Below are 24,688 nucleotides of genomic sequence, written 5' to 3'. Positions count from 1 at the left end.
CGGCTGCCGCCGGACGAGCCTGGCCCGTGTGAACTGCCGCCCCCCTGGGGTTCCGGGGCCATGGGGGGGGCTCCCCAGCCGGCGCACCACGAAGGCAGCATGCACATCCCATAGGGATGAACGGCAAATCGTAGTCGAGGTCGGAGGTGGTGGGCTTCCCGGTGTGGAGGAACTCCTCGTAGGTGACGAGAAAGCCGAGCGGGCGTGCCATGACCCGGGTCCTGCGCACGCCGCGGTCGAACGCGGCCTCGCCCCGGCCGCGTTCGACCGCGCTCACGCCGGAGCGGAGGACCCCGGCGAGCACCGAGCCGTTGCAGAAGGGGAGTTCCGCGGCCGGCGCGGGCAGCGGCCGCGCGCCCTCGGCGGACGTGAACCGCCCGGTGCCGACGAGTACGTGGTGACGTTGTGCAGTTCGATCAGCAGATCGACGGCCATCCGCAGCCCTACTCACTCTCCGCCGTGTCGTGGTCGCCGCAAACTATCCAGGTGTCGACGGAGTTGAGGAACGACACGCACCTTTCGGGCATAAGCCGTATTTAAGCCTGGAGTGGTGTCCCGGTCCAGGGGCGGCTCAGGTCTCGGCGATCTCCCCGTACAGCTGGGACAGCTCGGGCACGCCGCTCGCCGCCCACCCCTGCCCGGCGTCCACGACCTCGACCTCGCGGCCGGAGGCGAGACGGACGACGAGTTCGCCGTCGGAGCGGATCCGCCAGGCGGCGCCCGGCACCGTGCGCACCACGACCGTGCCCAGGTACAGCCCGGCGTCGTTGCCCAGCCAGGGCAGCGTCTCGGCGTCGTCGCGCCAGCGCGGGACGAGCTGGTCCAGGGCCTCCAGCGAGGCCGGGGTGTCGTCGAGACGGACGCCGGCCCGGGCCGCCTGCGAGCGGAGCAGTTCGCACTCGGACAGCAGTGCGGCGACCCCCTCGGGGTCGGCGGGGAGGGACGCGCCCCTCTTCTTGTGCCGGTGGCCCAGGAACGGAAGGTTCATGGGCCCAGCGTGGCATCAGACGTCGAGGTCGACCACCACGGGCGCGTGATCGGAGGCACCCTTGCCCTTGCGCTCCTCACGGTCGACGTAGGCGTCCTTGACGGCCTGGGCGAACGGCTCGTTGCCGTACACCAGGTCGATGCGCATGCCGCGGTTCTTGGGGAAGCAGAGCTGGCGGTAGTCCCAGTAGGTGAAGGGGTGGTCGTACTTCAGCGGGCGGGGCACGACGTCGCTCAGACCGGCCCCGCGCAGGGAGGCCAGGGCGGCGCGCTCGGCCGGGGTGACGTGCGTGGAGCCCTCGAAGGCCGCCACGTCGAAGACGTCGTCGTCGGTCGGTGCCACGTTGTAGTCGCCCAGGACCGCGAACGGGCGGCTGCCCGAGGCGTCCCCGGCGACGGCGGCCTTCAGGGCCTCGAACCACTGGAGCTTGTAGGCGTAGTGCGGGTGCTCCACCTCGCGGCCGTTGGGCACGTACACCGACCAGACGCGGACCGGGCCGCAGGTCGCCGACACGGCGCGCGGCTCGGTCACGCCCTCGTAGCCGGGGTCGCCGGGCAGGCCCTTGACCACGTCCGCCAGGCCGACTCGGGAGAGCACCGCCACCCCGTTCCACCGGCCGGTCGCGTGGACCGCCGCCTCGTAGCCCAGCTCGCGCAGCTGGTCGAACGGGAACTGCTCCTCGGCGATCTTGGCCTCCTGGAGGCAGAGCACGTCGGTGCCGCTGCTCTCCAGCCAGGCCAGCAGCCGCGGGAGGCGGGCGGTGATCGAGTTCACGTTCCAGGTAGCGATGCGCATGCCTCACAACCTACCCGGAGGGTGTGACAACGCCGTTCCCCGCGCTCAGACCTCCGCCGACGCCCCGGGCGTCAGCCGCTGGTGGTCCGTGCCGCCCAGGGCGCCGATCTGGCGGTCGTAGATCGGCCGGGCCAGGTCGGTGAGCAGGGCGTCGTGGACGTCGTAGGCGCGCTGCGGCCGGACCTCGCGGACGTAGTCGATGACCTCGGAGATCTTGTTCCAGGGCGCCATCACCGGGAGCATCAGCGTCCGCACCGGCCGGCCGGGGACGGTGAGCGCGTCGCCGGGGTGGAAGACCACGCCGTCGTCGATCAGATAGCCGACGTTGGTGATGCGCGGGATGTCCGGGTGGATCACGGCGTGCAGTTCGCCGTGGACCTGCACCTCGAAGCCGGCGGCGGTGAAGGCGTCGCCGTGGCCGACGGTGTGCACCCGGCCCGGGAAGGCCGCGGAGATCTGCCCGGCGACCGACCGCAGCGTCCAGATCCGGGCCGCCGGGTTGTGCTCCATGGCGGCCCGGAGCCGGGACTCGTCGAAGTGGTCGGGGTGCTCGTGCGTGATCAGGATCGCGTCCGCGCCGACCGCGGCGTCGTCCTCGCTGAACCCTCCCGGGTCGATCACGAGGGTCTGCCCGTCCTTCTCCAGCCGGACGCAGGCGTGGGACTTCTTCGTCAGCCTCATGCCCCCGCATCCTGCCGGACGCGGCGGCCCGCCGCCCATGACCGCCCCGGCGGGATCACTCCGCCGGTGTGGTCTCCTCGCGGATGACCTGCTGGGCCACCCGGAACGCGCTGTTCGCGGCCGGCACCCCGCAGTACACGGCCGTCTGCAGCAGGACCTCCTTGATCTCGTCCGGGGTGAGGCCGTTGCGCAGCGCCGCCCGGGTGTGCAGGGCCAGCTCCTCCAGGTGGCCGCCCGCGACCAGCGCGGTGAGCGTGACGCAGCTGCGGGTACGGCGGTCCAGGCCGGGCCGGTCCCAGATCTCGCCCCACGAGTAGCGGGTGACGAACTCCTGGAAGTCCCCGGCGAAGTCGTCGGCCTGGGCCAGCGCCCGGTCCACGTGCGCGTCGCCGAGCACCTCGCGGCGGATCTTCAGCCCTCTCTGGTACCGGTCCGGTGCGGCGGCGAGCTGCGCGGGCACGGCGGCCGGGGCGATCTCGGCGACCGGCACGGCCTGCGGCGGCGCGGCCGGCACCGGGACGGCCGGGGTGCTCGGCAGCGCCGTCTGGCCGGTGTCGAAGGGCATCTGCCAGGCGGTGGAGAAGTGATGCACGAGCAGGTCGGTGACGGCGGCGGGCTGCTCCACGGGGACGAGGTGGGAGGCGCCGGGGACGACGGCGAGCCGGGCGTCCGGTATGCCGGCGACCAGGGTGCGGGCCTCGGCGGGGCCGGTGACCTGGTCGTCGGAGCCGACCAGCACGAGCGTCGGCACCCCGACCCGGCCCAGCTCGGGCCGTACGTCGAACGCGGCGAGGGCCTCGCAGGCGGCGATGTAGCAGCCCGGGTCGGTGGTGCGGACCATCTGCACCGCCCACTCGGTGATCGCGGGCTGGGCGGCGGCGAACCCGCCGGTGAACCAGCGGTCCGGGGCGGTCCGGGCGATCGGGTCCAGCCCGTTCGTCCGGACGATCACGCCGCGCTGGCGGAACTCGTCGGCGGTGCCGAACCGGGGCGAGGCGGCGACCACGGCGAGGGAGGCGAGCCGCTCGGGGTGCCGCAGGGACAGCTCGATGCCGATCGCCCCGCCCAGCGCACAGCCCGCGTATCCGAACCGCTGCACGCCGACCGAGTCCAGCGTGGCCAGCAGTCGCGCCGTCAGCTCGGCGACCGAACCGGCCGGCCGGGCGGGGGCGCCGCCGTGCCCGGGCAGGTCGAAGCGGAAGATCCGCCACTGCTTGGCCAGCTCGGGCACCTGGCGGTCCCACATGTGCCATGTGGTACCCAGTGAGGGACCCAAGATCAGGACCGGAGCGTCTTCTGGCCCGTCAAAGCGGTATTGCAGGGTGTTCGGGGGTGTCTCACTCACGCCCCAGACCCTCTCACGTCTCACGGACGCCCCTATAACGCGGGTGTGCGGGCAACCGGTCTGACCAGGTTGAATACCTCGCGGGCGGCATATCGCTTGAGGCATCCGATGATCTCGCGTCGGGTCTTGCCCTCCTGGGTGCGGCGTTCGTAGTACGCCAGGGTGCGCGGGTCGTGGCGCAGACGGGTGAAGACGATGCGGTGCAGGGCCGCGTTGGCCTGGCGGTCGCCGCCGTGGTTGAGCCGGCGCGTGCTCCGACGGCCAGAGGAGTACTCGACGGGGTTGTCTCCCATGGTGATCAGGAGAATGACGGCGCTGTCCGGACCGATGCCCACCGTTTCGAGCAGCTGTGGGGCGTGGCGTTCGACGAGCCCGGCCAGGCGTTGGTTCAGCTCATCGATCTGAGCGGTGAGCTGTTCGATGCGCTCGGCGAGCATGCGCAACGTCAGGTGGGTGGCCTGAGTCACCGCGTCCCCGTCTTCCTCACCGTCGTGCAAGGCGAGGCGCGCGCAGGCGCGGAACAACTCGGCGTTGCCCAAGCTGGACAGACAGCCGCTCCCGCAGAGCAGGGTCGACGATGACCGGGACGGCCTTGAGCTGAGCGGCATGGCGCCACGCCACCCGACTGACCCAATACGTGAGCGCCGTACGCACGCGAGTCGAGGACATGCGTCCGGGCCAGGCCAGAACCGTCACCGAGGAATGGATCAGCTGGGCAGCGGCCACTGAAACCCTTCCTCGGGCACTGAAGCCCTTACGGTCCCACCTACTGAACGCCCGCACCGCACATTGTGCGCCCACAACCGCAGTTCAGGAGCTCTTCGCGACCGGTTCAATCGCGGCACACCGACCTGGTGGGTCATCGGAAAGATGTCGACCTGAGCGATCTTCGGAAGACCCGAGGTCAGATCCTATTTTCTGGCGCTTCGCCATGCATGTGGGTGCCCCCGGGAGTCCAACGGGCGTCACGGCCGACAGCCCGCCCTTTCAACCCGGTCGCTCCAGCCTTCGCCAACACCCTGCTCGACGCGACCGGCGTCCTCCTCGGCCACCTCCCGCTCAGTCGCGACCGGGTGTGGCTGGTCGTGCGAGACGCGGGCCTGACGGATCGGCAGGTGGGCGACTCGTGGTGGAACGCTCCGTGTCAGCCGACCTGCTGCACCTTGATCGCGTCGTTCACCCGAACCGTCCCGGCTGGGACACCGAGCACGATGCCGGGATCCGCCGGGAGTTCGTGGACGGTCGAAGTACGCGTCAACTGGCCCGAAGACCGACCGCCAGCGTCAGTTCAAGGACCCGGTGTGGCGATGCGAGATCCGGAAACAGCTCCCGCAGCTGCGACATCCGGTACCGGACTGTCTGGGGATGGACGAACAAAGCCGCCGCCACCTCGTCCCGCCTGCCCTGGTGTAGCAGCCACGCCCGCAACGTCTCCTCCAGCCGCCGTGCGGTCGCGACAGGCAAGGTGCGCAACGGTGCGAGGGCTCGGACACGCAGGTCTGCGAACGCGTCCACGTCGGCGCTCAGCACCAGCTCGGGCAGGTGGTCCTCGGTGTCGCGAATATCAGAGGAGAGGGAGCGCGCGCGTACGGCTCGTGCGTACGAGGCCGACGCACGAGTCCATGGCCGGGCCGGGCCGACCACGGCGGTGCGGTCGGTCAGCTGCCGCAAGAGATGTGATCGGTCGGCATCGGGGACGAGCAGCACACCGGTGGCGTCCGGCAGATCGTCGAGGACGAGGGTGCCCGGGTCGAGCGCGCGGAAGGCAGGCCGGATCTGGGCGGCGGGCAGCAGGACCGCCGTCAGCGAATCCGGAGGCTGCCATCCGGCTCGTTGAGCAGAGGCCAGCAGCACGTCGGGGCTCGCGCCGGCGAGGAGGTCGCGCGCCAGGTGTTCCAGGTGGCGCTCGTGGGCCCTGCCCCGGGCGGCCAGTTCGTCGGCGTGGCCCGCGGCGCTCGCGGCGGAGAGCTCGTCGATGTAGGCGAAGGTCAGCTCGGCGAACTTGGCGACCTCGGCGGCGGGCAGACCTGCGGACACGGCGCCCACTGCCAGGCATCGCCAAGCCACGCGGGCGCCGACGCGGTAGGCGCTGAGCAGAGCGTCCATCGAACGGCCGTCGCGCACCTCGCCGCGGCCCAGCTCGTAGGCCGCGTCACCGCCGTCTCCGCCCGCGGCGTTCCCGCTCGCGAGGTCCAGGTAGTGCCCCAGGGCGGTGCGAACGGCTCGGCGGATGGTGCCGCCCATGCTGCCCGAAAGGGCGTTGGCGTAGGGAGGGACCTCGTCGATGATCGCCTGGACGACCTCGTCGGCGGTGGTCTTCAGCGCGGCCCGAAGTGCGGTGACCGTCGTCTCATCCAGGCCCAGTTCGCTGGCCCTCTGGGTTACACGACTCACGTTTTTATTCCCTGCGAACAATTCCACCCACCAGATTCACGTCCTACGGTCAGGACTTTACGCCCTGAGACGCAGCAAGCTGGAGTCATGACGAGTGCAGCCCTTCGCAGCAGGGCGTGGAAACTGCTGGAGATGGTCACGACGCCACTGCTGCCGTCCGACTACCTCGACCTGGTCAGCCCACTGCGTGCGGGCGCTGACCTGCGGGGGCGCATCGAGGCCGTGCACCCCGAGACGGATGACGCCGCGACTGTCGTGATCAGGCCGGGACGGGGCTGGCGCGGCCACACAGCCGGTCAGTACGTGCGGATCGGGGTCGACGTCGACGGGGTGCGCCTGTGGCGTGCCTACTCCATCACCTCGCCGACGAACCGCCAGGACGGCCGCGTCACGATCACCGTGAAGGCGATCCCGGACGGCAAGGTCAGCAACCACCTGGTCCGCAGGGCGAAATCGGGCACGTTGATCCAGCTCGACCAGGCGACCGGTGACTTCGTGCTGCCGCAGGCCAAGCCCGCCAAGGTGCTCTACCTGACGGCCGGCAGCGGCATCACGCCCGTGATGGGCATGCTGCGCGACATCGAGTTCGACGACGTCGTCATGGTCCACTGCGCGCCACGGCCGCAGGACGTGATCTTCCGCAACGAACTGCACGATCTGGTCGCGGACAACAAGCTGCGGCTCATCGAGGTGCACACCGACACCGACGGCATGCTCGACATCGCCCGTCTCGATGAACTCGTGCCCGACTGGGCCGAGCGCGAGACCTGGGCTTGCGGGCCCGCGGGCCTGCTCGACGCCGCCGAAGAGCACTGGAGCGGGCACGGCGTCCAAGAGCGCCTGCACACCGAACGCTTCCGCCCCGGCATCGTCGTCGCCGACGACGGATGCGGCGGCGGCGAGGTCACGTTCCGCGCCACCGGCAAGACCGTCGACGCGGACGGCGCTACGCCGTTGCTGGAGGTCGGCGAGGAGGCCGGCGTGCTCATGCCGTCCGGGTGCCGTATGGGCATCTGCTTCGGCTGCGTCACGCCGCTCAAGGCGGGCGCCGTCCGCGACCTGCGCACCGGCGAGATCACCGAGGCCGAGCCGGGCGTCCTCATCCAGACCTGTGTGTCCGCCGCGGCGGGCCCTTGCGACATCGAACGGTAGGAGCACTTTGACCGCCATCGACCCCACCGCCCACCTGACGGCGGAGCAGATCGAGGAGCTCGGCCGTGAGCTGGACGCGATCCGCGACGAGGTGATCGCCGGCCGCGGGGAGAAAGACGCCGCCTACATCCGTAGGGTCATCTCGGCGCAGCGCAAGCTCGAGCTGGTCAGCAGGGGCGTGCTGCTGTTCTCGATCTTCCCGCCCGCGTGGCTGCTCGGCACCGCCGGTCTGTCCGTGGCGAAGATCATGGACAACATGGAGATCGGCCACAACGTCCTGCACGGCCAGTGGGACTGGATGCGGGACCCGAAGATCCACTCCACCACCTGGGAATGGGATCACGTCTCGCCGGCCGACCAGTGGAAGCACTCGCACAACGAGCTGCACCACACGTACACCAACGTGATGGGTAAGGACAACGACCTCGGCTACGGCATCATGCGCGTCGACGAGGACCAGAAGTGGCACCCGTTCCACCTCGGTCAGCCGCTGTGGAACTTCATCAACGCCTGCTTCTTCGAGTACGGCATCGCAGCGTACGACCTGGAGCTCGGCAAGAACCTGAACAAGCGCCGCCGCAAGAACCCGGAGTTCCGCGCGCGGGCCAAGGCCGTGGGCCGCAAGATCCGCAAGCAGGTGCTCAAGGACTACGTGATCCACCCGCTGCTGTCGGGCCCGTCGTTCCTCCCCACGCTCGCCGCCACGTTCACCGCGAACCTGGTCCGCAACATCTGGTCCCACTCGGTGATCATGTGCGGGCACTTCCCCGAGGGCGTGCAGGTCTTCGAGCGCCGGTCGATCAAGGGAGAGACGCGCGGCCAGTGGTACCTGCGCCAGATGATGGGCTCGGCGAACATCAGCGGCAGCAGGGCCATGCACTTCATGACGGGCAACCTGTCGCATCAGATCGAGCACCACCTGTTCCCGGACCTGCCGAGCAACCGGTACGCCGAGGTCGCCGTGATGGTGCGCGCGCTGTTCGAGAAGTACGAGCTGGAGTACGTCACCGGACCGCTGCCCAAACAGGTGTTGTCCGCGTGGCGCAAGGTCTTCCGGCTCTCGCTGCCGAACAAGAAGCCCGAGGTCAAGACGCCGGACCGTGAGCAGGAGCTCGTCGCCGCCTGATGGTTACAAGCGCCTGGCTCACGAACCCGAGGTCAGGCGCCCTTGTCCGCAGGCTCCAGAATCGCCACGCACTCCACGTGATGCGTCATCGAAAACACGTCGGGAGGCAGGGAGAGCCGGACGCAGGCCGTGCCCCGGACCGGGCCGACATGACGAGCAGCCACTATTCGGAATCAGGGTGCATCTGCACCCACCGGCCGTTGATGAACTTCATCTCCACACCGTAGAACGGCTGGGGCGGGGGGACCGGCCGCTTGCCGCGGTGTGGCGCTGTCGGCTGCTTGGGGCGGTCGGCGGGCTGCACCTTCGCGGCCCCCGGCTTCAATTTCGCGTCGCGCTTCCGCAACGCTTCGATCTTTTTGAGGAGTTCGGCGCGGCTGATGTCTTTCGGCGCCCGGGTGCGACCGGGCGGAGCCGCCGAACGGGTCGGCGAGCGGTCCGTGGCCGACTGGCAGGCGGGGGGATCGTGTCCGACACGTTCAGGCCCAAGCCCGCGCTCAAGCGCTGTGGGGTATGCCGCCTGCCGGTGGCCAGGAAGAAGCTCGTCTTCGCTGCGGACGGACAGCCGGTGCACCGCCCCGGATGGTGATGCCTTGGTGGGACAGCACGATAGGCGCGCTGATGACCGTTCGCGCCGGAAGTGCGAGACGTTGCCGTTGTCAGCCGGCTCAGCGGGAAGGGCCGAGGACCACCGGTCGTGGGACTGCGACGAGGGCGAACTCAGCGGGTCGGCGAACCGTCGTCTGTGCGGCCGCGCATACCTTCAGTAGGGGGTGAGGAAGGCAATGTTGCAGCTCGGCGAGTCGAAACCCTGGAAGGGCTTGGGCGGTCCCATCGAGGGGGATGATGGCCGCGCGGGAGTCGTCGCCGTCTCCGATCCGGCGGCAACGAACCGCCAGGGCGAGGCGCCACGGCGCCTCGGTCGCGCGTTTTCAGGCTAGCCACATCCGTCTCCCAGCCTTCGGCCCGCGCCACGAACGCTGCCGTGTGTGTGAGGTGATCTCACCGGGTGCCGCTGTCGAGACGGACAGACCGAGGGCAGTGCGTACGGAGCGAATCGCGGGCTGGCGCTCGACCTGGATCCCAGCCGGTTGCGTCGTTGCCCAGGTAGGAAAGATGGGGGCAGGAAGCGAGGCAGGATCCGGGCTTTGCCAGAGAACGGGAGTGTTTTATCCGGCGCTGCGAGAGCCGCTGCCGCCTCGACCGGGCGGCCTACCGCCGCCGCAACGTCGTCGAACGCCGCTTCAACCGGCTCAAACACAACAAAGCCCTGGCCACCCGCTACGACAAACGAGCCCGCCACTACCAGGCCCTGGTCACCCTCGCCTGCCTACGACTCTGGCTCACCTGACTTTGCGGACACGACCTAGGCCCGACTCCGCCACCACGTTTCGCTGTCGACGGTCGATCCGCCGCAGTCCACCTCCGTCCGGAACTGCCCTGTCACCTGCCTGACGCCGTCGTACCGGCAGTTCCGCGCACTGGTCCTGCCAATGGCTCGTTGGGGCACGCGAGAAACCGATCGGCTCTGGTCCGCTGACCACTGCGGCAGACGGTGAGGGCCCGGCGTCCCGAAGCCGGGATGCCGGGCCCTTACCGAGGCGCGCGATCAGGCGGGGCGGATGTTCTCCGCCTGCGGGCCCTTCTGACCTTGTGTGATGTCGAACTCGACCTTCTGGCCCTCCTGCAGCTCGCGGTAGCCCTGGCTGGCGATGTTGGAGTAGTGGGCGAAGACGTCGGGGCCGCCGCCCTCCTGCTCGATGAACCCGAAGCCCTTCTCGCTGTTGAACCACTTCACTGTGCCCTTGGCCATAACTGTCTCCTTTGAGGGAAACCGGGCACGCACCCTGCGCGACCGGGAGGTGATCGCCCTGGTCCGGAGAGGCGCTGAACAGCAAGAACGCCCGTGATGGCGATCACGGGCGAACGGAACTTCGGAACCACGACTGCTGATCACAACGCTATAACGGCATGATGGAAGCCGCTAGCGGAAACGCGCCGGCATCCGGCCCGGATCGAAGGCCCAAGGCCGTCGCGCAGGTCACCGATGACCCCGAGGAACTGCTGGCTTTCCACGACTTCCCGGCCGAGTGGTGAATCCACCTGCGGACCACGATCCCCATCGAGTCGACGTTCTCCACCGTCAGGCTCCGCACCGAGGTCACCTGCGGCGCCGGCAGCCCGGCCGCGGCCCTCGCGATGCACCGCGGCCGGGCTCCCGGGCGCAGCCGACTTGAGTCAGCCGACCGCTTCCACGTACGACGCCAGGTTGGCCAGCGAGGAGGCGATTCCGGCTTCGTGGTCCGCTTGGACGATGCCGGGTGGCACATCCGTGGCGGTGACGGTCACCTCGGTCCCGTCACCGGCAGCGGCGAGGTGCCAGGTCATCGTCATGGTGCCCGCGTACAACGGGTCGTCCGACTCGAACACCGCTTGCTGCACCACGCGCTCCGGTGGCAACAGGTCGGTGAACCCGACGTCGACGACATCCGTCGCGTCTGAGGTCTTGCCGGGACTGTCGGTGCGGTCGAGGTAGGTGAGGACCATCCGGAATCCGCCCCCAGGCCGGGGATCCCACCGTTCGACCCGCCCGCGCATGCCGTCCGGCGGCAGCCAGGCCTCGAGCGACTCCCGGTCGAGGAGGGCGCCGTAGACAGTCGCCGGTGGTGCCGCGATCATCCGGCTGGCGCGGTCGGTCCTGCCCATGGCCCGATCCTAGGACCAACGAGGTTCCGCTGGCCCGATAAGCCGGTGCGAGGGCTTCAAGACCACCACCCCGGCAGGACCGACCGGCTGAGCTCCGCCGTACAGGGCCGCTCAGGTGACAGCCACACGGGGACCCGCACCGCGTTCCGGCGGCACGGCCGTAAGCTTCGCCGACCAGCGTCCCTCCGCTCTGCGCGGCCCGTCTCACCCCGGTGTCCCTGCCCCCTGTGTCTCATCCTGGTCGACGGGAAGGAGCAGGGTGAACGTAGTCGGGTGTCGGTTGGTCAGGGAGAGCCTGCCGCCGAGCGAGACGGCCAGGTCACGGGCGAGTGCCAGGCCGATGCCCGTTCCCTCCCCGTCGCCGGTGCGCCCACGGTCGAAGAGCCGGGACGGCTCGACCGTCACGGCGCCCTCGTCGCTCACGTCGAAGGCGAGGGCGTCCTCCAGGTCCCGCACCGTCACGCGGACCGTACCGCGCCCGTGCACCCGGGCGTTGTCCAGCAGGATGCCGAGCACCTCCGACACGGACGCGCCCGCAACCCGGATGTCGGCCGGTGTCTCCTCGGTGGCGCACTTCAGACGTCTGCCGTCCTGAGCGAAAAGGCCGTGCCACCGTTCCTCCGTTTCCCGCAGCAACTGTCGTACGGCGATCACCCCGGCGCTAGCGCGAGCCATCTCTCCCGAGCGGGAGAGGCGCAGCACCTCTTCCACCGTGTGATGCAGGCGTTGCGTGGTGGCCAGCGCCTCGGCCAGCACGGGCCGCAACCGGGCGTCGTCGTCCTGGGCGAGGCCCGCCTCCAGAGCGAGTTGCAGTCCGGTGAGCGGGGTGCGCAGCTGGTGGGAGGCGTTGGCGGTGAAGTCACGTTCGCGACGCAGGAGCTCTGAGAGGCTGTGCAGCATTTCGTTGTGAGTGCGGGCGACCTGGTCGATCTCGACGACGCTGCTCGGTGCGGCCCGCACGTTCAGATCGCCCTCGGTCACCGCCCGGCACTGGCGAGAGAGGTCCTCCAGCGGCGCAGCCAGCACCCGGGCCTGACGGCGGGCGACGAGGACAGCGACGGTCAGCGCGACCGCGGCCACGCCGAGCAACAGCAGCCAGGCGACGGCGACCCGGGTCCGTACGGCAACGGCGGGCGATGAGGCCCGTACGGCGCCGATCACCTTCTCGGCGTGGGAGACGGGTACGACCACCACCAGGTCCGGGCCCGCCCGGCCCCGTACCACCTCACCGCCAAGGCTTTGCCGGACCGGGGTATCGCCAGGCCGGGGGCCGCTGCCCGCACGCAGTCGCAATTGAGGGTCGTACAGCCCCAGACGCCCGCCGGACGGGGGCGCGGGCAGTTCCACCGGGTCGCCCGTCACGAAGTCCGGGCTCACGTGTACGGCCGCGGCCAGGGCCGACCGTTCCAGGGTGTCGCGCTGGTCGGCGTACAGGGACGACCTGATCGCCAGGGCCAGCGGGACGGCGAGGAGGACGACGGCGACCAGAGCGGCGGTCAGGGCGACTCGCACCACTCGCTGTCTCATGCCCTCATCATGCGGGCCGTTCACCTGGGCGAATGGGCTGCGCCACACGGTTTTGCCGTCGTCTAACCCTCAGCGAGCGGGGTGTTAACCGGCGGCTTCCTAGCGTCTGTGCCATGACCGTCCGGTCCGAGGACTCCCCTGGAGGGCAGTGGCCATGGCAGCACACACAAGGACGTACGCGGTGGTCGGGCTCACCCTCGTGGCGGCGGTCACCGCCGGCTGTTCCGGTTCCGGGTCGCACTCCGGCTCCATCAGCCCTGGGTCCGGTTCAACCGCCGTCAGCGGGGAGAACAAGCCGGCGCCCACCGAGTCCAACCCACCCGGAGACATTCCCGACAACCAGGTGTACGTCTCCTTCCAGCCGACCGACGGTATCTTCACCGGCTTCACCCTGAAGGTGCCCGAGGGCTGGGCCCGCACCAGCCAGGGCGGCACCACCACGTTCACCGACAAGCTCAACACCGTGAAGATCACCGCGGTGTCCGCCTCCGGCGCGCCCACGGCCGGCTCGGTCACCAGAACCGTCATACCCCGACTCCGCGCCCAGGTCCCGAAGTTCGCCTCGCCCAGGGCAAGTGAGGTGACCCGGCACGCCGGCCGGGTGGTCCTGCTGACCTATCAAGGCGACTCGGCGAAGGATCCGGTCACCGGCAAGGTGGTGCGGGACGCTTTCGAGCGGTACGCGTTCTACCGGGCGGGGCACGAGGTGGACCTGACCCTGTCGGGGCCGGTCAAGGCCGACAACGTCGATCCGTGGCGCATCGTCAGCGACTCCTTCACCTGGCGGTGAGCGCATCATGTCCAACGGCATACGGACCGGCGGCGCCGTCGGCGACGTCCTGACGGCTCGCGAGCTCTACCGCTTCTACCGGGCCGGGGAGGAGGAGACACTCGCGCTGCGCGGGGTGTCTCTGCGAGTACGGCGCGGTGAGACCGTCGCGGTCGTGGGCCCGTCCGGGGCCGGCAAGTCAACCCTGCTCGCGTGTCTGGCCGGACTCGACGAGCCCTCCGGCGGCGAGGTCCACGTCGACGGCGTACGGATCAGCCACCGGCCCGAGACCGAGCGGGCCCGGCTGCGGGGCCGGCACATCGGCGTCTTGCTGCAGACCCGCAATCTACTGCCGCACCTGAGTGTGCGGGACAACGTCCGCCTGCCCCAGCAGGCACAGGGCCGCAGGGCCCCCGTCCCGGCCGGGGAACTGCTGGACCGGGTAGGGCTCGCCGACCGGGCGCAGGCCCTGCCGCGCCAGTTGTCCGGCGGAGAACTGGCGCGGGCCGGGCTCGCCGTAGCGCTGGCCAACTCGCCGACCGTCCTGCTCGCCGACGAACCGACCGGTGAACTCGACGGCGAGACAGAGCAGTTGGTCCTGGCGTTGTTGCGGGAGCGGGCCGCGGAAGGGTGCGCAGTGCTGATCGTCACGCACAGCCGGGAAGCAGTCCGCATCGCGGACCGGGTGATCACCCTGGCGGACGGGAAGGCCGCCGATGCCAGGCGGCAGGACCACGAGGAGGCGCACGATGCCGTCGGATGAGGTGCTTGTCAGCTGTGCGGACGCGGCCCTGACCTTCGGCCGGGGGCCTCAGGCGGTCGTGGCCGTGCACGGGGCCGACCTGGAGATCCGGACCGGGGACCGGCTCGCGGTCGTCGGCCCGTCGGGGTCGGGCAAGAGCTCGCTGCTGCACCTGCTCGCCGGGCTCGAACGGCCCACCAGCGGTACCGTCACCCGGGCCGCCTCGCTCGGGCCGTACGACATCGGTCTGGTCTTCCAGGGCGACAGCCTGATACCCGCTCTGAACGTGGCAGAGAACACCGCTCTGCCCCTGGTCCTCACCGATCGTCCGGAGGGCGAGGCGCGACGGTGCGCGCTCGCAGCACTCGCTCTGGTGGACGCCGCCGACCTGGCCGACCGGCTCCCCGAGGAGATCTCCGGCGGCCAGGCCCAACGGGTGGCCGCCGCCCGGGTCCTGGCCCAGGAGCCGCGCTTGATCCTTGCCGACGAACCCACCGGGCGCCTCGACCACGCCACCGGCGCCCGCGTCCTGGACGCCCTCCTTACCGCCGCCGACCACACCGGCGCGGCCCTCGTCGTCACCACCCACGACCCCACCGTCGCCGCCCGGCTCGCGATCCGCCGTGGCATGCGCGACGGACGGCTGCTCACACCCGAGGAAGTGTCGTGATCATCACCTGGGCGAATGGGCTGGCCCGCCACCGCACGGGACGGCTGCTGGCCGCCGTGACCGGCATCGCGCTCGCGGTCGCCCTGGTCGCCGCGCTCGGCTCCTTCCTCACTGCGTCGAAGGCGACCATGACCCAGCGCGCCGTGCGCTCGGTCTCCGTGGACTGGCAGGTCCAGGTACAGCCCGGCGCCGACCCGAACTCCGTCCTGTCTCTGGTGGCCAGGGCCCCGGGCACCCACGCCGCCCTGCCCGTCGGCTTCGCGCATACCAGCGGCTTCACCGCCCGCGTGCAGGGAACCACCCAGGCCACCGGTCCCGGCATGGCCCTCGGCCTGCCCGACGGCTACCGTGCCCGCTTCCCCGACGCCGTCCGCACGCTCTCCGGCTCGTCCACCGGTGTCCTGCTGGCCCAGCAGACCGCCTCCAACCTGCACGCGGCTCCGGGAGACACCATCGGTGTCCGGTTTCCCGGTGCTGGTCCGCGCCAGGTGAAGGTGGACGGCGTGGTCGACCTGCCGCAGGCCGACTCCCTCTTCCAGACCGTCGGTGCCCCGAGCCAGTCCCAACCGACCGCACCTCCGGACAACGTCGTCCTGCTGCCCGCCGCCCGGTTCGCCGCCCTCACTCGCGGAGCCACCGGTGTCACCACTCAGATCCACACCGCCCGCGACACCAGCCGGCTGCCCTCCGACCCGGCCTCCGCGTACTCCGCCGTCACCGGCGCCGCGCACCATCTCGAAGCCCGCTCCGCAGGCACCGCCCTGGTCGGCAACAACGTCGGCGCAGCGCTCGACTCGGCCCGCCAGGACGCCCTGTACGCCCAGATGCTCTTCCTCTTCCTCGGTGTGCCGGGCGCCGTGCTGGCCGCCGCGCTGACGGCGGCGGTCGCTTCGGCCGGCGGCGAACGGCGCCGGCAGGAACAGGGGCTGCTTCGGCTGCGCGGTCTGCGCCCGCGCCAGATCACCGCACTCGCCGCTCTGGAGGCCTCCCTGATCGGGCTCGCTGGAGGTCTGGCCGGGCTGGGCATCGCCGCCCTCACTGGCCGTCTCGCCTTCGGCACGGCCTCCTTCGGGGCGAGCGCGGGAACCTGGTCCGTCTGGTACGCCGTCGCCTTCGAGCTCGGAGCCGCAGTGGCCGCAGGTGCGGTCCTCATCCCCGCCCTGCGAGACCTGCACACGGTCACCGTCGCCGACACCCGCAAACAGGAGGACGTGCGACGCTCCCGGTCGCCCTGGTGGATGCGGTACGGCCTGGACTTCGCCCTGCTGATCGGCTCGTGGCTCGTCTTCCGTGCCTCCTCGGGCAACCAGTACGCGCTCGTCCTCGCGCCCGAGGGCGTCCCCAGCATCTCCGTGTCGTACTGGGCCTTCCTCGGCCCCGCCCTGCTGTGGATCGGCGCGGCCCTGCTGCTGTGGCGCCTTACCCTGCTCGCCCTCACCCACGGCCGCCCCGCCCTGGCCCGGCTGGTACAGCCACTGACCGCGACCCTGGCCGGCACCACCGCCGCCGTCCTGGCTCGGCGCCGCCGCCCATTCGCCCGATCGGTCGTCCTGCTCGCCCTCGCCGTCTCCTTCGCGATCTCCACCGCCGTCTTCAACGCCACCTACCACCAGCAGGCCGAGGCCGACGCCCGGCTCACCAACGGCGCCGACGTGACGGTCACCGAACCACCCGGCGCCCAAGTCCCGCGCACTGCCGGAACAGCGCTGAAGATCTCCGGCGTACGGCACGCCGAACCCCTCCAGCACCGCTTCGCCTACGTCGGCTCCGACCTGCAGGACCTCTACGGCGTCCGGCCCGACACCATCGCCAAGGCCACTTCCCTCCAGGACGCCTACTTCGCCGGCGGCACCGCCCACCAGCTGATGCGCCGCCTCGCCCAACGCCCGGACAACCTCCTCGTCAGCGTCGAGACCGTCAACGACTTCCAGCTCTCCCCCGGCGACACCGTCAACCTGCGCATCCAGGACGCCCGCACCAAGGCCCTGCGCACGGTCCCCTTCCACTACGCCGGCATCGCCAAGGAGTTCCCGACCGCCCCGAAGGACAGCTTCTTCGTCGCCAATGCCTCCTACATCGCCAAGACCACCGGCGACGACTCGGTCGGCGCCTTCCTCCTCGACACCGGCGGCACGAACCAGCAGCAGATCGCCGCCCACCTGCGCAAGCAACTCGGTACCCGGGCCGCCGTCACCGACCTCACCCAGACCCGCGGCACCGTCGGCACCAGCCTCACCTCAGTCGATCTGGCCGGCCTCACCCGCATCGAGCTCGCCTTCGCCGTTCTGCTCGCCGCCGGAGCCGGTGGCCTCGTCCTCGCCCTCGGACTCGCCGAACGCCGCCGCACCTTCGCCATCGCCACCGTGCTCGGCGCGCGGCCACGCCACCTGCGCGGCATGGTCCTCTCCGAGGCCCTGCTGCTGGCCGTCTGTGGCCTGGCGGGAGGCGCCCTCATCGGTTGGGCCCTGTCGGAGATGCTGGTCAAGGTCCTGACCGGCGTCTTCGATCCGCCACCCGCCGCCCTGTCGGTCCCTGGTGCCTACCTGGCACTCACCGGGGCGGCCGCCGTCGCCGCCATCATGGCCGCGGCCCTCAACGGCGTCCGCGGCAGCCACCGCCCCGCCGTGGAGGAGCTCCGCGACCTGTGAACCCGGCGTGCACCCGTGACAGGCATGTGGCCTCGGCGGCTTCTAGGCTGTCGACCATGCGCACGCCCGCCGCTCCGGAACGCAGCCGACTCCGCGTCCTCGTCGTCGAGGACGACGACACCATCGGCCGCCATCTTGAAACCGGTCTCCGCGGCAACGACTACGCCCCGACGTGGTGCCGCACCGGAGCGGGCGCACTGGCGGAGGCCGAGCAGGCACCGTACGAGGTACTGCTGCTGGACCTGGGGCTGCCGGACATGGACGGCCTGGACGTCGCCCGGCAGCTGCGCGCCCGCCTCCCCGACCTGCTGATCGTCGTACTGACAGCCCGGACCGACGACATCGACATCATCGCCGGGCTGGACGCCGGAGCCGACGACTACCTGGTCAAGCCCTTCAGCCTGACCGTGCTGCTCGCTCGGCTGCGGGCTCACCTCAGACGGCACGTGGTGGCTGTACCGGCCCGGGATCCGGTGCGGCTGGGCGATCTCGTCGTCGATGTGACGGCCCGTCGCTGCGCACTGCTCGGCGTCGACGTCCCGCTGCGCGCCAAGGAGTTCGATCTGCTCGCGGTGCTGGCCGAGCGGGCCGGCGAGGCGGTCTCGCGCGAGACGCTGATGGCCGAGGTGTGGGACGAGAACTGGTTCGGCTCGACCAAGACCCTCGACGTGACGTTGGCGGGCCTGCGCCGCCGACTCACCGAGGCGGCACAGGTGGAGGGGCGGCAGGCCCGGCTGCCCCGGATCACCACGTTGCGGGGGCACGGGTACCGGCTGGAACGGCAACCGGAGCCGCCGGATCGATGACGCGCGCACGGCGCCCCCGGACCTCGCAGATTCACAGCGCCGAGCGGCGGACCAGGATCGCCGGCACCAGGAGCCCGGGGGCCATCGGCAGCCATCCGGTCAGCAGGCGGTAGCCGAGGACCGTCGACACCGCCGCCGGTCCCGGCGCTCCGGCCGCCGTGAGTGCGAGGGCGAGCGCGGCGTCCAGCGACCCCAGTCCGCCCGGCGTGGGCAGTGGTGCCGCCGCGCCGCCGGCGACCAGGTAGGCCATGACCACACGGCTCACGGGGAGGCCGAGACCGATGGCGTGGACCACGGCGACGACCACCCCTGCGTGCAGCAGAGCGAACGCGACCGACCCGCCCCACAGCGCACAGGCCCGTGCCCGGTACCGGTGCACGTCACGCACGTCGGCGACGGCCCGGGCCACTACTCGTCTGAGGCGGCCGCTGATCGCGACCGCCAGGACGACGACTCCGGCCGCCACCGACAGCAGGAGCGACACGTGCGGGACCCGCGCGGCGAGACGGACCGTGCCGGGCGAGGCGGCCAGGAGGGCCAGACCCAGCGCACACCGGACCGTCCCGCCGACGGCCGCCTTCACCGCCGGCGCGGTCGCCGCGCGCCGAGTGGACAGCCCGCACCGTGTCAGGAACCGCAGGTTGACCACCGTCGCTCCGGCCCCTGCCGGAAGCAGGTGATTGGCGGCGCCGGCCGCGAACTGCGCCGCCACCAGCCGCCCCCAGGGGGACCGTTCGGTCACCGCCCCTTGCTGCGCCAGAGCCGCGCACACCCCATGTGGCCGTGGCGGCGAGGCAGGCGAGCACCAGCCACTCTCCGTCGGCGGCGGCCACACAGCTCCCGAGGCCTGAGCCCGTCCCCTTCCGTGTTCATACGGCGGGACGGGCGGTTTGCTGCGGCTGCGCGACGTCCTTCCGGGCCACCGCCAGATACACCACCAGAGCGAGGATGACACTGAGGAACAGCGCGCTCGTGACGACTGTGCCCAGGCCCGCTCCGCCGTCACCGGTCGGCTGGGAGAGGTAGTCGCCGATGGACGCGCCGAGCGGACGGGTGAGGATGTAGGCGGCCCAGAAGCTCCACACCGCGTCCAGGTCAAGCCCGAAGTGTGCGAGGGCGACTGCGGCGATGACCAGGCCGCAGAGGACCGCGGACAGCCAGTGGCCGAAGTACATCCGCTCTGAGACCAGGTCACCGGCGGCGGTGCCGAGCGCGCCCATGAACAGGACGGCAAGCCAGTAGGAGGACTCGCGGCCCGTGGTGTCGATGCTGCGGATGGACAGCGTCCGCTGGCGGCGGTACCAGACCGTGAAGACGACCGCGAGGACGATCGCGAAGACGGTGGTGCTGGTCTCCGGCGGCACACCCATGTTGTCGAGATTGTCGCTGGCCAGTGTGCCGACGACGCTGATCAGCGTGACGACCGGCCAGTACACGCCGGCGCGGTAGGCGCTGGTGCGGAACTGCACGACCATGACGACCGCCAGCAGGGCGCTCATCAACACCGACACACCGGTCAGGCCGAGCCCGGCCTTCTCGTCGAGCAGGTCGGCAGCGGTCTCGCCGACCGTCGTGCACAGCACGGTGATGATCCAGAAGTAGACGGTGACCTCGGGCACTTTGTTCCAGCGCAACCTGCGGTCCGAGGACGCCGCGGCGACGACCGATGAGGCCACCGAGGTTTCTGATGTCTCGTATGCCATGAGGCCCGACGGTGCCACGGACCACCTGAACGCGTCCTGACTGCAGTGCGGCATACGCGGGCGCGTCGACGACGATTGCGGCACGGTCCCGTGCTCCGGGAGAGCGTGATCGGCGGCGGCCTCAGGAGAGGCGCCGCCGATCAGGTCGGTCAGCGCATATCCGTGAGAAGGGTGTTGAGTTCAGCCTCCTGACGTGCCGGCGACATCGGCGAGTTCGGGTGGTCGATGCCGAAGGTCTTCAGGACCTGGTCCATCTGGGCGTCGAGGAACGTCCATCCGGTGTTGTCCAGCGGCTGCAACGAGGCTTGGTCGGCATCCCAGAGATCGCGCAGGGACTGGGCCGCGGCGTGGGCCCCGGTCGCGTTGCCCGACCGTGCGTCCTTGAGCGAGGTCGATGCGAGTTTCCTCAGTGCGTCGACCTTGGCGGGCGGGAACTTCTTCACGGCCTGGCCAGGGGCGAGCTGAACGGTGGAGGTGGCGTCGGTCTCCGGCGCCGGGCCGACGTGCGGCTGACTGTGTGCCCAGACCAACAGGCTTCCGGTGAAGACAGCGAGGAGGCCGAAGCCCGCCAGCGCGACGCGCTCCCTCTGCGGGTTGGCGGTGCCCTGCGGGGTGTGCGTGGCGTCGTAGGTCTCGGTCACGTCGGAGCGCGTCACCGTCAGGTAGACGACGGTCGCCAGGATCAGGCCGAGGAAGATCAGGCTGGTGGTGAAGGTGCCCAGCGCGAGACCGGTCGGCTCGCCCGGCTGGGCGACCTTCGGGGAGGCGAGCCAGTCGCCGATGTTCGCCCCGAGCGGGCGGGTCAGGATGTAGGCGAGCCAGAAGGACAGCACCGGGTTGGCGCCGAACTTCCACAGCAGCGTGATCGCCGCGATGAGGCCGAGCGGCAGCAGGACCGAGACTCCCGGGCTCCAGCCGGTGAGCTCAAGGGTCCAGTCGCCGGTCGCGGTGCCGAGCGCGAAGGTGACGAGAACGGCGAGCCAGTAGAACGACTCACGGGGCAGCGTCGTGACCGAGTGGATCGAGAGGGTGCGCTCGCGCAGCCACCACACGCCGAAGACCACGGCGAGCATGACCGAGAACACGGCGGAGCTGATCCACAACGGCACGTTGAGCTGGTCGGTCAGGATGTCGGTGTACAACGTGCCCGTGACGCTGACAACGACCACGGTCAGCCAGTACGGGAACGGGACGTACCGCTTCAGCCGCAGCTGGACGCCCAGGACCACCACGAACACCGCGGTGAAGATCCAGGCAGTGTTCACGAGGCCGACGCCCAGCTTCATGTTGATCCAGTCGGCGAAACTCTCACCGACGGTCGTGCACAGGATCTTGATCACCCAGAACCAGACGGTGACCTCGGGAACCTTGTTCAGCATCAGCCGCCCACTGCGGCTTGTGCGGGCTTCGCTTGTCGTTGTCATGCGACGAGGCTGGCTCGGCCAACCTGCACATAACCTGACTACGCGATCGCCTCCGCCGCGGGGAAGGTCACCTCGACGCGACCGTGACCTTCCGCGATCGCACGGACGGCCACTCCCGCGGACGCGGCGAGACGCCTTACCACGGCCAGCCCCAACCCGTGCCCGTCGCCGCTGGTCACGCCCGCTTCGAAGACCCGATCGACCTCCGCCGGATCGAACCCCGGGCCATCGTCGAGGACATCGATCACGACCCCCTGGGGCTGGATGCGCGCCGTGACCCAGACACGCGAACTCGCATGCCGCAGGCCGTTTTCCAGCAGGGGTGACAGCACAGCCACCACGAGTTCCGTTGCCACGGCGACATCGACGTCGGCCGGGACGGCGAGTTCGATGGAGCGGCCGGCGATCGCCTGTCGCGCCGCCGCCCTGAGATCGCAGCGGGTACCGCCGTCGATCCGTGTCCGGGCGGTACTCAGAATCGTCGTGATCGCCGTGTTCAGGCGGTCGACCTCGGTCAGAACGGTCTCCGGTGCCACATGGTGACCGGAAAGTTGCGCCAATTGTGCCTCGCCGCGCAGGGCCGTCAAGGGCGTCCGCAACTCGTGGGCGATCTCATCAGTGAGCCGGCGCTCATCCGCGAGCGCGTTGTCCACGCGGTCAAGTAGGCGATCGAGGGTTCGCCCGAGCTCCCCGAATTCATCGCGAGGAACGCCGAGGTCGAATCGGCGCCCGGGTTCGTGATCGCCCCAGTCGTCGGCGAGAGCGGCCATTTCGTGGACCACCCGCAACGCACGGCTCACCACGAGGTGTGCGACGACGCCTGCGAGCAGGATCGAGATGCCACCCAACACGAGCGACATCGTCAGACTGCGCTGCTCCGACGTCTCGTACGGCGTCAGATCCACTTTCACGACCGCCATGACGTGGTGGCCTTTCAGCCGGATCGGCTGGGCATACAGCAGGTATCTGCCGACCGTGGTGGTTTGGGACTGCCTGGAGCCGACAAGCGCGTCGACGCGGTCGAGGACGCTGCCCGGCACGATCCCGTCGATGAGGCGTCCATCGGCATACACCCATGAGACCGTGTCCAGCGCTTCGTTACCGCTCTCGATCAGCACGACGTGGCCACCGCGTACGGCTACGTTCGCCGCCACCGCCTCTGCACGGGTATGCGCCAGAGCGTTCGCGTCGGCGTCGGTCACCTGGCTCAGCAACACGTGTGAGACCACCACCAGCACTGCAACCACCGCAGTCGCGATCAGCACCGCAAGCGCGACGACCCGTCCACGGAAGCCCGTCACTGCCATCGATAGCCCACCCCGCGGACCGTCGCCAGGCGATCGGCCACGCCCAGTGCATCGAGTTTGGTCCGTAGCCGGCGAACGAAGGAGTCAAGGGTGTTGTCGCTGACCTGCGCGCCATGCGGCCAACCGGCAGCAACGAGGGCGTGGCGGCGTACAGCGTCGCCCTGCGAGGCGATGAGCCTGCCCAGCAACCGAAACTCGGTCGGCGTCAGACTCTCGCTTGTCGAACCGTAGATCACGACATGTTTCGCCGGATCGAGAACGACGCCGCTTGCGGGGCTCGTCGCGGTTGTCCTGCGTAGCAGGGCGCGGACCCTCACCAGCAACTCCGGGATGTCAAAGGGTTTCGTCATGTAATCGTCGGCTCCCGCCTCGAAGCCGCCCACCTTGTGATGCATGCCATCCAGAGCGGTGAGCATCAGTACCGGGGCGTCAACACCGCGTGCCCGCAACGCCATGCAGACATCACGGCCGTCCGCGTCCGGGAGCCCTAGATCCAGGACGATGAGGTGAGGGACCGGTTCAAGTTGCCGCAGCAGACTGTCCGCCGTAGGAGCGACTGCGATCGTATGGCCGTCTTGCTCAAGTGCACGCTTGAGGACGTCACGGACCGCTGCGTCATCCTCACATACCACAATAAAAGCCACAGGCTGACCCTAGGTACTCCAGCAAGAGTTCTCCATTGTCCCTGGCCGGCCGCCGGGTCGTCCGCGAGATCCATAACGGCTTCGACCGGTGGAGGGCACCGGTCCCCAGGCGCTGATCACCCGCGGCCCTGCTCGGACCTGGCGGCCCGGCGCCCGCGGTACATCTCGGCGACGAGGGGGACCAGTGACACGACGACGATCAATGCCACCATCGGAAGCAGATACCGGTCGACGTTCGGGATCGACGAGCCGAGCGCGTACCCCGCGAGGGTGAGGCCGACACTCCACACGAGCCCACCCACGACCTGCCACAGGGTGAACGTCCGTGCCGGCACCTCCAGCGCGCCGGCCACCGGGTTGAGGACCGTGCGCACCACAGGCACGAAGCGGGCCAGCACGATCGCCTTGGCATACCCGTAGCGCTCCAGGAGTTCCTCGGCGCGTTTCGCTCCTTCGTGCAGTCGCGGGGAGTGACTGCGAGCCAGCAGCGCTCCGCCTGCCTTCCGCCCGAGCAGATATCCGCACTGAGCCCCGACCAGCGCCCCCGACACCGCCGCCACGAGCAAGGGGCCGAGAGACATATGCAGGCTCCCCTGCGCCGACCCCGTGCACAGCAGGCCGGCGGTGAACAGCAGGGAGTCCCCCGGCAGGAAGAATCCGACCAGCAGTCCAGTCTCGGCGAACATCACCACCGCGACACCCAGCACCCCGAAGGCCGCCAGCAGGGAGTGGGCGTCGAGCACGTTCACAGCCAGCTGGGACGCCGCCGGAATCGGTGCCGTCATGGGGCAAGGTCCTTTCGGAGGGATGAGATGGGACAGACAACTATGTGACTACAGCTTTGTAGACGCCTTCTGGAACTCCAGACGTCCGCCGGGGAGACCTGTTCCCGCACGACACCTCAAGGCGGCTGACACGAGGCCCGTCGGCACAGACCGAAGGGGCCGACCCCTGCGGCGCTCTCACGATACGCCCTGCCTCTACATGCCGTAGTAGCAATTCGCCAATCGTCCGAAATCTCACATACCGCCGCGCAACCGGCCGAGACCGGAAATGGGGCGTCACGTCCGACGGCCTTCGCTCGGGCCGCGAGCAAGGGCCTGGGCGTGATCACGCCGACCGCGTGCCGCTTGTATCATCCTCGCAACCATGCTGACCAGGCACTTCAGCCAGACGTTCAGGTTGCGGTCAGGTTGACCGCGCGGTTGTGAAATTCGTGCACCAGAAGCCCCCAAGCGACGGTAAAGGAGCCTGAGGCGGC

At 70.0% G+C, this 24,688-nt stretch carries 23 protein-coding genes and 3 pseudogenes; 9 read left to right on the top strand and 17 right to left on the bottom strand.

What is annotated here, in order from left to right; genetic code table 11:
• Positions 1-74: 74 nt before the first annotated feature.
• From AB0N17_RS21795 to AB0N17_RS21765, 7 genes and pseudogenes are all read right to left on the bottom strand, one after another.
• Positions 75-313: pseudogene (locus tag AB0N17_RS21795) on the bottom strand (amino acid ABC transporter permease); the annotation flags it as partial.
• Positions 314-571: 258 nt separating this feature from the next.
• On the bottom strand, positions 572-988 hold the full coding sequence (locus AB0N17_RS21790) for a DUF6278 family protein (protein ID WP_366013066.1): 417 nt from the start codon (positions 986-988) through the stop codon (positions 572-574).
• Positions 989-1,003: 15 nt separating this feature from the next.
• A complete protein-coding gene (locus tag AB0N17_RS21785; RefSeq protein ID WP_366013065.1) occupies positions 1,004-1,783 on the bottom strand; it encodes an exodeoxyribonuclease III in 780 nt (259 codons plus the stop codon).
• Between the two features lie 45 nt (positions 1,784-1,828).
• Entirely contained in the window at positions 1,829-2,464 is a 636-nt protein-coding gene (locus tag AB0N17_RS21780; RefSeq protein ID WP_366013064.1) for an MBL fold metallo-hydrolase, read from the bottom strand.
• A gap of 55 nt (positions 2,465-2,519) precedes the next feature.
• The gene (gene pcaC / locus AB0N17_RS21775) at positions 2,520-3,809 is read right to left on the bottom strand and encodes a 4-carboxymuconolactone decarboxylase (protein WP_366013063.1); all 1,290 of its coding nucleotides are present in this window, start codon (positions 3,807-3,809) and stop codon (positions 2,520-2,522) included.
• A 32-nt stretch (positions 3,810-3,841) separates the two neighbouring features.
• Entirely contained in the window at positions 3,842-4,348 is a 507-nt protein-coding gene (locus AB0N17_RS21770) for a transposase (RefSeq protein ID WP_366013062.1), read from the bottom strand.
• A 715-nt stretch (positions 4,349-5,063) separates the two neighbouring features.
• Positions 5,064-6,203 (bottom strand): helix-turn-helix domain-containing protein, encoded by a 1,140-nt coding sequence (locus AB0N17_RS21765; RefSeq protein ID WP_366013110.1) that lies wholly within the window; start codon positions 6,201-6,203, stop codon positions 5,064-5,066.
• Between the two features lie 87 nt (positions 6,204-6,290).
• Here AB0N17_RS21765 and AB0N17_RS21760 point away from each other — a divergent pair, with 87 nt between their 5' ends.
• Positions 6,291-7,355 (top strand): ferredoxin reductase, encoded by a 1,065-nt coding sequence (locus AB0N17_RS21760; protein WP_366013061.1) that lies wholly within the window; start codon positions 6,291-6,293, stop codon positions 7,353-7,355.
• Positions 7,356-7,362: 7 nt separating this feature from the next.
• Positions 7,363-8,481 (top strand): acyl-CoA desaturase, encoded by a 1,119-nt coding sequence (locus AB0N17_RS21755; protein ID WP_366013060.1) that lies wholly within the window; start codon positions 7,363-7,365, stop codon positions 8,479-8,481.
• A gap of 163 nt (positions 8,482-8,644) precedes the next feature.
• Here AB0N17_RS21755 and AB0N17_RS21750 read toward each other — a convergent pair whose 3' ends face one another.
• Positions 8,645-9,055: a hypothetical protein gene (locus AB0N17_RS21750; protein ID WP_366013059.1), complete on the bottom strand. Its 411-nt coding sequence runs from the start codon at positions 9,053-9,055 to the stop codon at positions 8,645-8,647.
• Positions 9,056-9,670: 615 nt separating this feature from the next.
• Here AB0N17_RS21750 and AB0N17_RS21745 point away from each other — a divergent pair.
• A pseudogene (locus AB0N17_RS21745) lies at positions 9,671-9,832 on the top strand (transposase); the annotation flags it as partial.
• A gap of 258 nt (positions 9,833-10,090) precedes the next feature.
• Here AB0N17_RS21745 and AB0N17_RS21740 read toward each other — a convergent pair.
• The gene (locus tag AB0N17_RS21740) at positions 10,091-10,294 is read right to left on the bottom strand and encodes a cold-shock protein (RefSeq protein WP_266963435.1); all 204 of its coding nucleotides are present in this window, start codon (positions 10,292-10,294) and stop codon (positions 10,091-10,093) included.
• A 203-nt stretch (positions 10,295-10,497) separates the two neighbouring features.
• Here AB0N17_RS21740 and AB0N17_RS21735 point away from each other — a divergent pair.
• Positions 10,498-10,683: pseudogene (locus AB0N17_RS21735) on the top strand (IS256 family transposase); the annotation flags it as partial.
• A 36-nt stretch (positions 10,684-10,719) separates the two neighbouring features.
• Here the strand turns inward: AB0N17_RS21735 and AB0N17_RS21730 are convergent.
• Together AB0N17_RS21730 and AB0N17_RS21725 are read right to left on the bottom strand one after the other, a co-directional pair.
• Positions 10,720-11,187: an SRPBCC family protein gene (locus AB0N17_RS21730; protein ID WP_366013058.1), complete on the bottom strand. Its 468-nt coding sequence runs from the start codon at positions 11,185-11,187 to the stop codon at positions 10,720-10,722.
• Positions 11,188-11,391: 204 nt separating this feature from the next.
• A complete protein-coding gene (locus tag AB0N17_RS21725) occupies positions 11,392-12,714 on the bottom strand; it encodes a HAMP domain-containing sensor histidine kinase (RefSeq protein ID WP_366013057.1) in 1,323 nt (440 codons plus the stop codon).
• 154 nt (positions 12,715-12,868) lie between these two features.
• On the opposite strand from AB0N17_RS21725, the gene AB0N17_RS21720 reads away from it, so the two are divergent.
• From AB0N17_RS21720 to AB0N17_RS21700, 5 genes are read left to right on the top strand one after another with little or no spacing between them, the layout of a single operon-like run.
• Positions 12,869-13,504, top strand: a complete 636-nt coding sequence (locus AB0N17_RS21720; RefSeq protein ID WP_366013056.1) for a hypothetical protein — start codon at positions 12,869-12,871, stop codon at positions 13,502-13,504.
• Between the two features lie 7 nt (positions 13,505-13,511).
• Complete coding sequence (locus tag AB0N17_RS21715; protein ID WP_366013055.1) at positions 13,512-14,246, top strand: ABC transporter ATP-binding protein; 735 nt, start codon at positions 13,512-13,514, stop codon at positions 14,244-14,246.
• Entirely contained in the window at positions 14,233-14,895 is a 663-nt protein-coding gene (locus AB0N17_RS21710) for an ABC transporter ATP-binding protein (protein ID WP_366013054.1), read from the top strand. The genes AB0N17_RS21715 and AB0N17_RS21710 overlap by 14 nt, the downstream gene beginning before the upstream one ends.
• Positions 14,892-17,543, top strand: a complete 2,652-nt coding sequence (locus AB0N17_RS21705; RefSeq protein ID WP_366013053.1) for an ABC transporter permease — start codon at positions 14,892-14,894, stop codon at positions 17,541-17,543. The genes AB0N17_RS21710 and AB0N17_RS21705 overlap by 4 nt, the downstream gene beginning before the upstream one ends.
• A gap of 56 nt (positions 17,544-17,599) precedes the next feature.
• A complete protein-coding gene (locus AB0N17_RS21700) occupies positions 17,600-18,349 on the top strand; it encodes a response regulator transcription factor (protein ID WP_366013052.1) in 750 nt (249 codons plus the stop codon).
• A 31-nt stretch (positions 18,350-18,380) separates the two neighbouring features.
• Here AB0N17_RS21700 and AB0N17_RS21695 read toward each other — a convergent pair whose 3' ends face one another.
• From AB0N17_RS21695 to AB0N17_RS21670, 6 genes are all read right to left on the bottom strand, one after another.
• Complete coding sequence (locus AB0N17_RS21695) at positions 18,381-19,091, bottom strand: lysylphosphatidylglycerol synthase domain-containing protein (RefSeq protein WP_366013051.1); 711 nt, start codon at positions 19,089-19,091, stop codon at positions 18,381-18,383.
• Between the two features lie 127 nt (positions 19,092-19,218).
• Positions 19,219-20,052: a hypothetical protein gene (locus AB0N17_RS21690; protein ID WP_366013050.1), complete on the bottom strand. Its 834-nt coding sequence runs from the start codon at positions 20,050-20,052 to the stop codon at positions 19,219-19,221.
• A gap of 149 nt (positions 20,053-20,201) precedes the next feature.
• Positions 20,202-21,476, bottom strand: a complete 1,275-nt coding sequence (locus AB0N17_RS21685) for a hypothetical protein (protein ID WP_366013049.1) — start codon at positions 21,474-21,476, stop codon at positions 20,202-20,204.
• A 38-nt stretch (positions 21,477-21,514) separates the two neighbouring features.
• Positions 21,515-22,783, bottom strand: coding sequence for a HAMP domain-containing sensor histidine kinase (locus AB0N17_RS21680; protein WP_366013048.1), 1,269 nt, complete (start codon positions 22,781-22,783; stop codon positions 21,515-21,517).
• Complete coding sequence (locus AB0N17_RS21675; RefSeq protein WP_366013047.1) at positions 22,774-23,427, bottom strand: response regulator transcription factor; 654 nt, start codon at positions 23,425-23,427, stop codon at positions 22,774-22,776. The genes AB0N17_RS21680 and AB0N17_RS21675 overlap by 10 nt, the downstream gene beginning before the upstream one ends.
• A 116-nt stretch (positions 23,428-23,543) precedes the next feature.
• A complete protein-coding gene (locus AB0N17_RS21670) occupies positions 23,544-24,212 on the bottom strand; it encodes a DedA family protein (RefSeq protein WP_366013046.1) in 669 nt (222 codons plus the stop codon).
• Positions 24,213-24,688: the final 476 nt, after the last annotated feature.

It is taken from the genome of Streptomyces sp. NPDC051133, from assembly GCF_040682635.1.
Classification (GTDB): Bacteria; Actinomycetota; Actinomycetes; order Streptomycetales; family Streptomycetaceae; genus Streptomyces.
Note: the sequence above shows the minus strand (reverse complement) of the source record. Positions and strands in the feature narration are given on the sequence as shown.

Coding starts and splice junctions, on each gene's coding strand:
- AB0N17_RS21790 (WP_366013066.1), bottom strand. CDS start 988: ATGAACCTTCCGTTCCTGGGCCACCGGCACAAGAAGAGGGGCGCGTCC.
- AB0N17_RS21785 (WP_366013065.1), bottom strand. CDS start 1,783: ATGCGCATCGCTACCTGGAACGTGAACTCGATCACCGCCCGCCTCCCG.
- AB0N17_RS21780 (WP_366013064.1), bottom strand. CDS start 2,464: ATGAGGCTGACGAAGAAGTCCCACGCCTGCGTCCGGCTGGAGAAGGAC.
- AB0N17_RS21760 (WP_366013061.1), top strand. CDS start 6,291: ATGACGAGTGCAGCCCTTCGCAGCAGGGCGTGGAAACTGCTGGAGATG.
- AB0N17_RS21740 (WP_266963435.1), bottom strand. CDS start 10,294: ATGGCCAAGGGCACAGTGAAGTGGTTCAACAGCGAGAAGGGCTTCGGG.
- AB0N17_RS21730 (WP_366013058.1), bottom strand. CDS start 11,187: ATGGGCAGGACCGACCGCGCCAGCCGGATGATCGCGGCACCACCGGCG.
- AB0N17_RS21725 (WP_366013057.1), bottom strand. CDS start 12,714: ATGAGACAGCGAGTGGTGCGAGTCGCCCTGACCGCCGCTCTGGTCGCC.
- AB0N17_RS21720 (WP_366013056.1), top strand. CDS start 12,869: ATGGCAGCACACACAAGGACGTACGCGGTGGTCGGGCTCACCCTCGTG.
- AB0N17_RS21715 (WP_366013055.1), top strand. CDS start 13,512: ATGTCCAACGGCATACGGACCGGCGGCGCCGTCGGCGACGTCCTGACG.
- AB0N17_RS21710 (WP_366013054.1), top strand. CDS start 14,233: ATGCCGTCGGATGAGGTGCTTGTCAGCTGTGCGGACGCGGCCCTGACC.
- AB0N17_RS21700 (WP_366013052.1), top strand. CDS start 17,600: ATGCGCACGCCCGCCGCTCCGGAACGCAGCCGACTCCGCGTCCTCGTC.
- AB0N17_RS21690 (WP_366013050.1), bottom strand. CDS start 20,052: ATGGCATACGAGACATCAGAAACCTCGGTGGCCTCATCGGTCGTCGCC.
- AB0N17_RS21685 (WP_366013049.1), bottom strand. CDS start 21,476: ATGACAACGACAAGCGAAGCCCGCACAAGCCGCAGTGGGCGGCTGATG.
- AB0N17_RS21680 (WP_366013048.1), bottom strand. CDS start 22,783: ATGGCAGTGACGGGCTTCCGTGGACGGGTCGTCGCGCTTGCGGTGCTG.
- AB0N17_RS21670 (WP_366013046.1), bottom strand. CDS start 24,212: ATGACGGCACCGATTCCGGCGGCGTCCCAGCTGGCTGTGAACGTGCTC.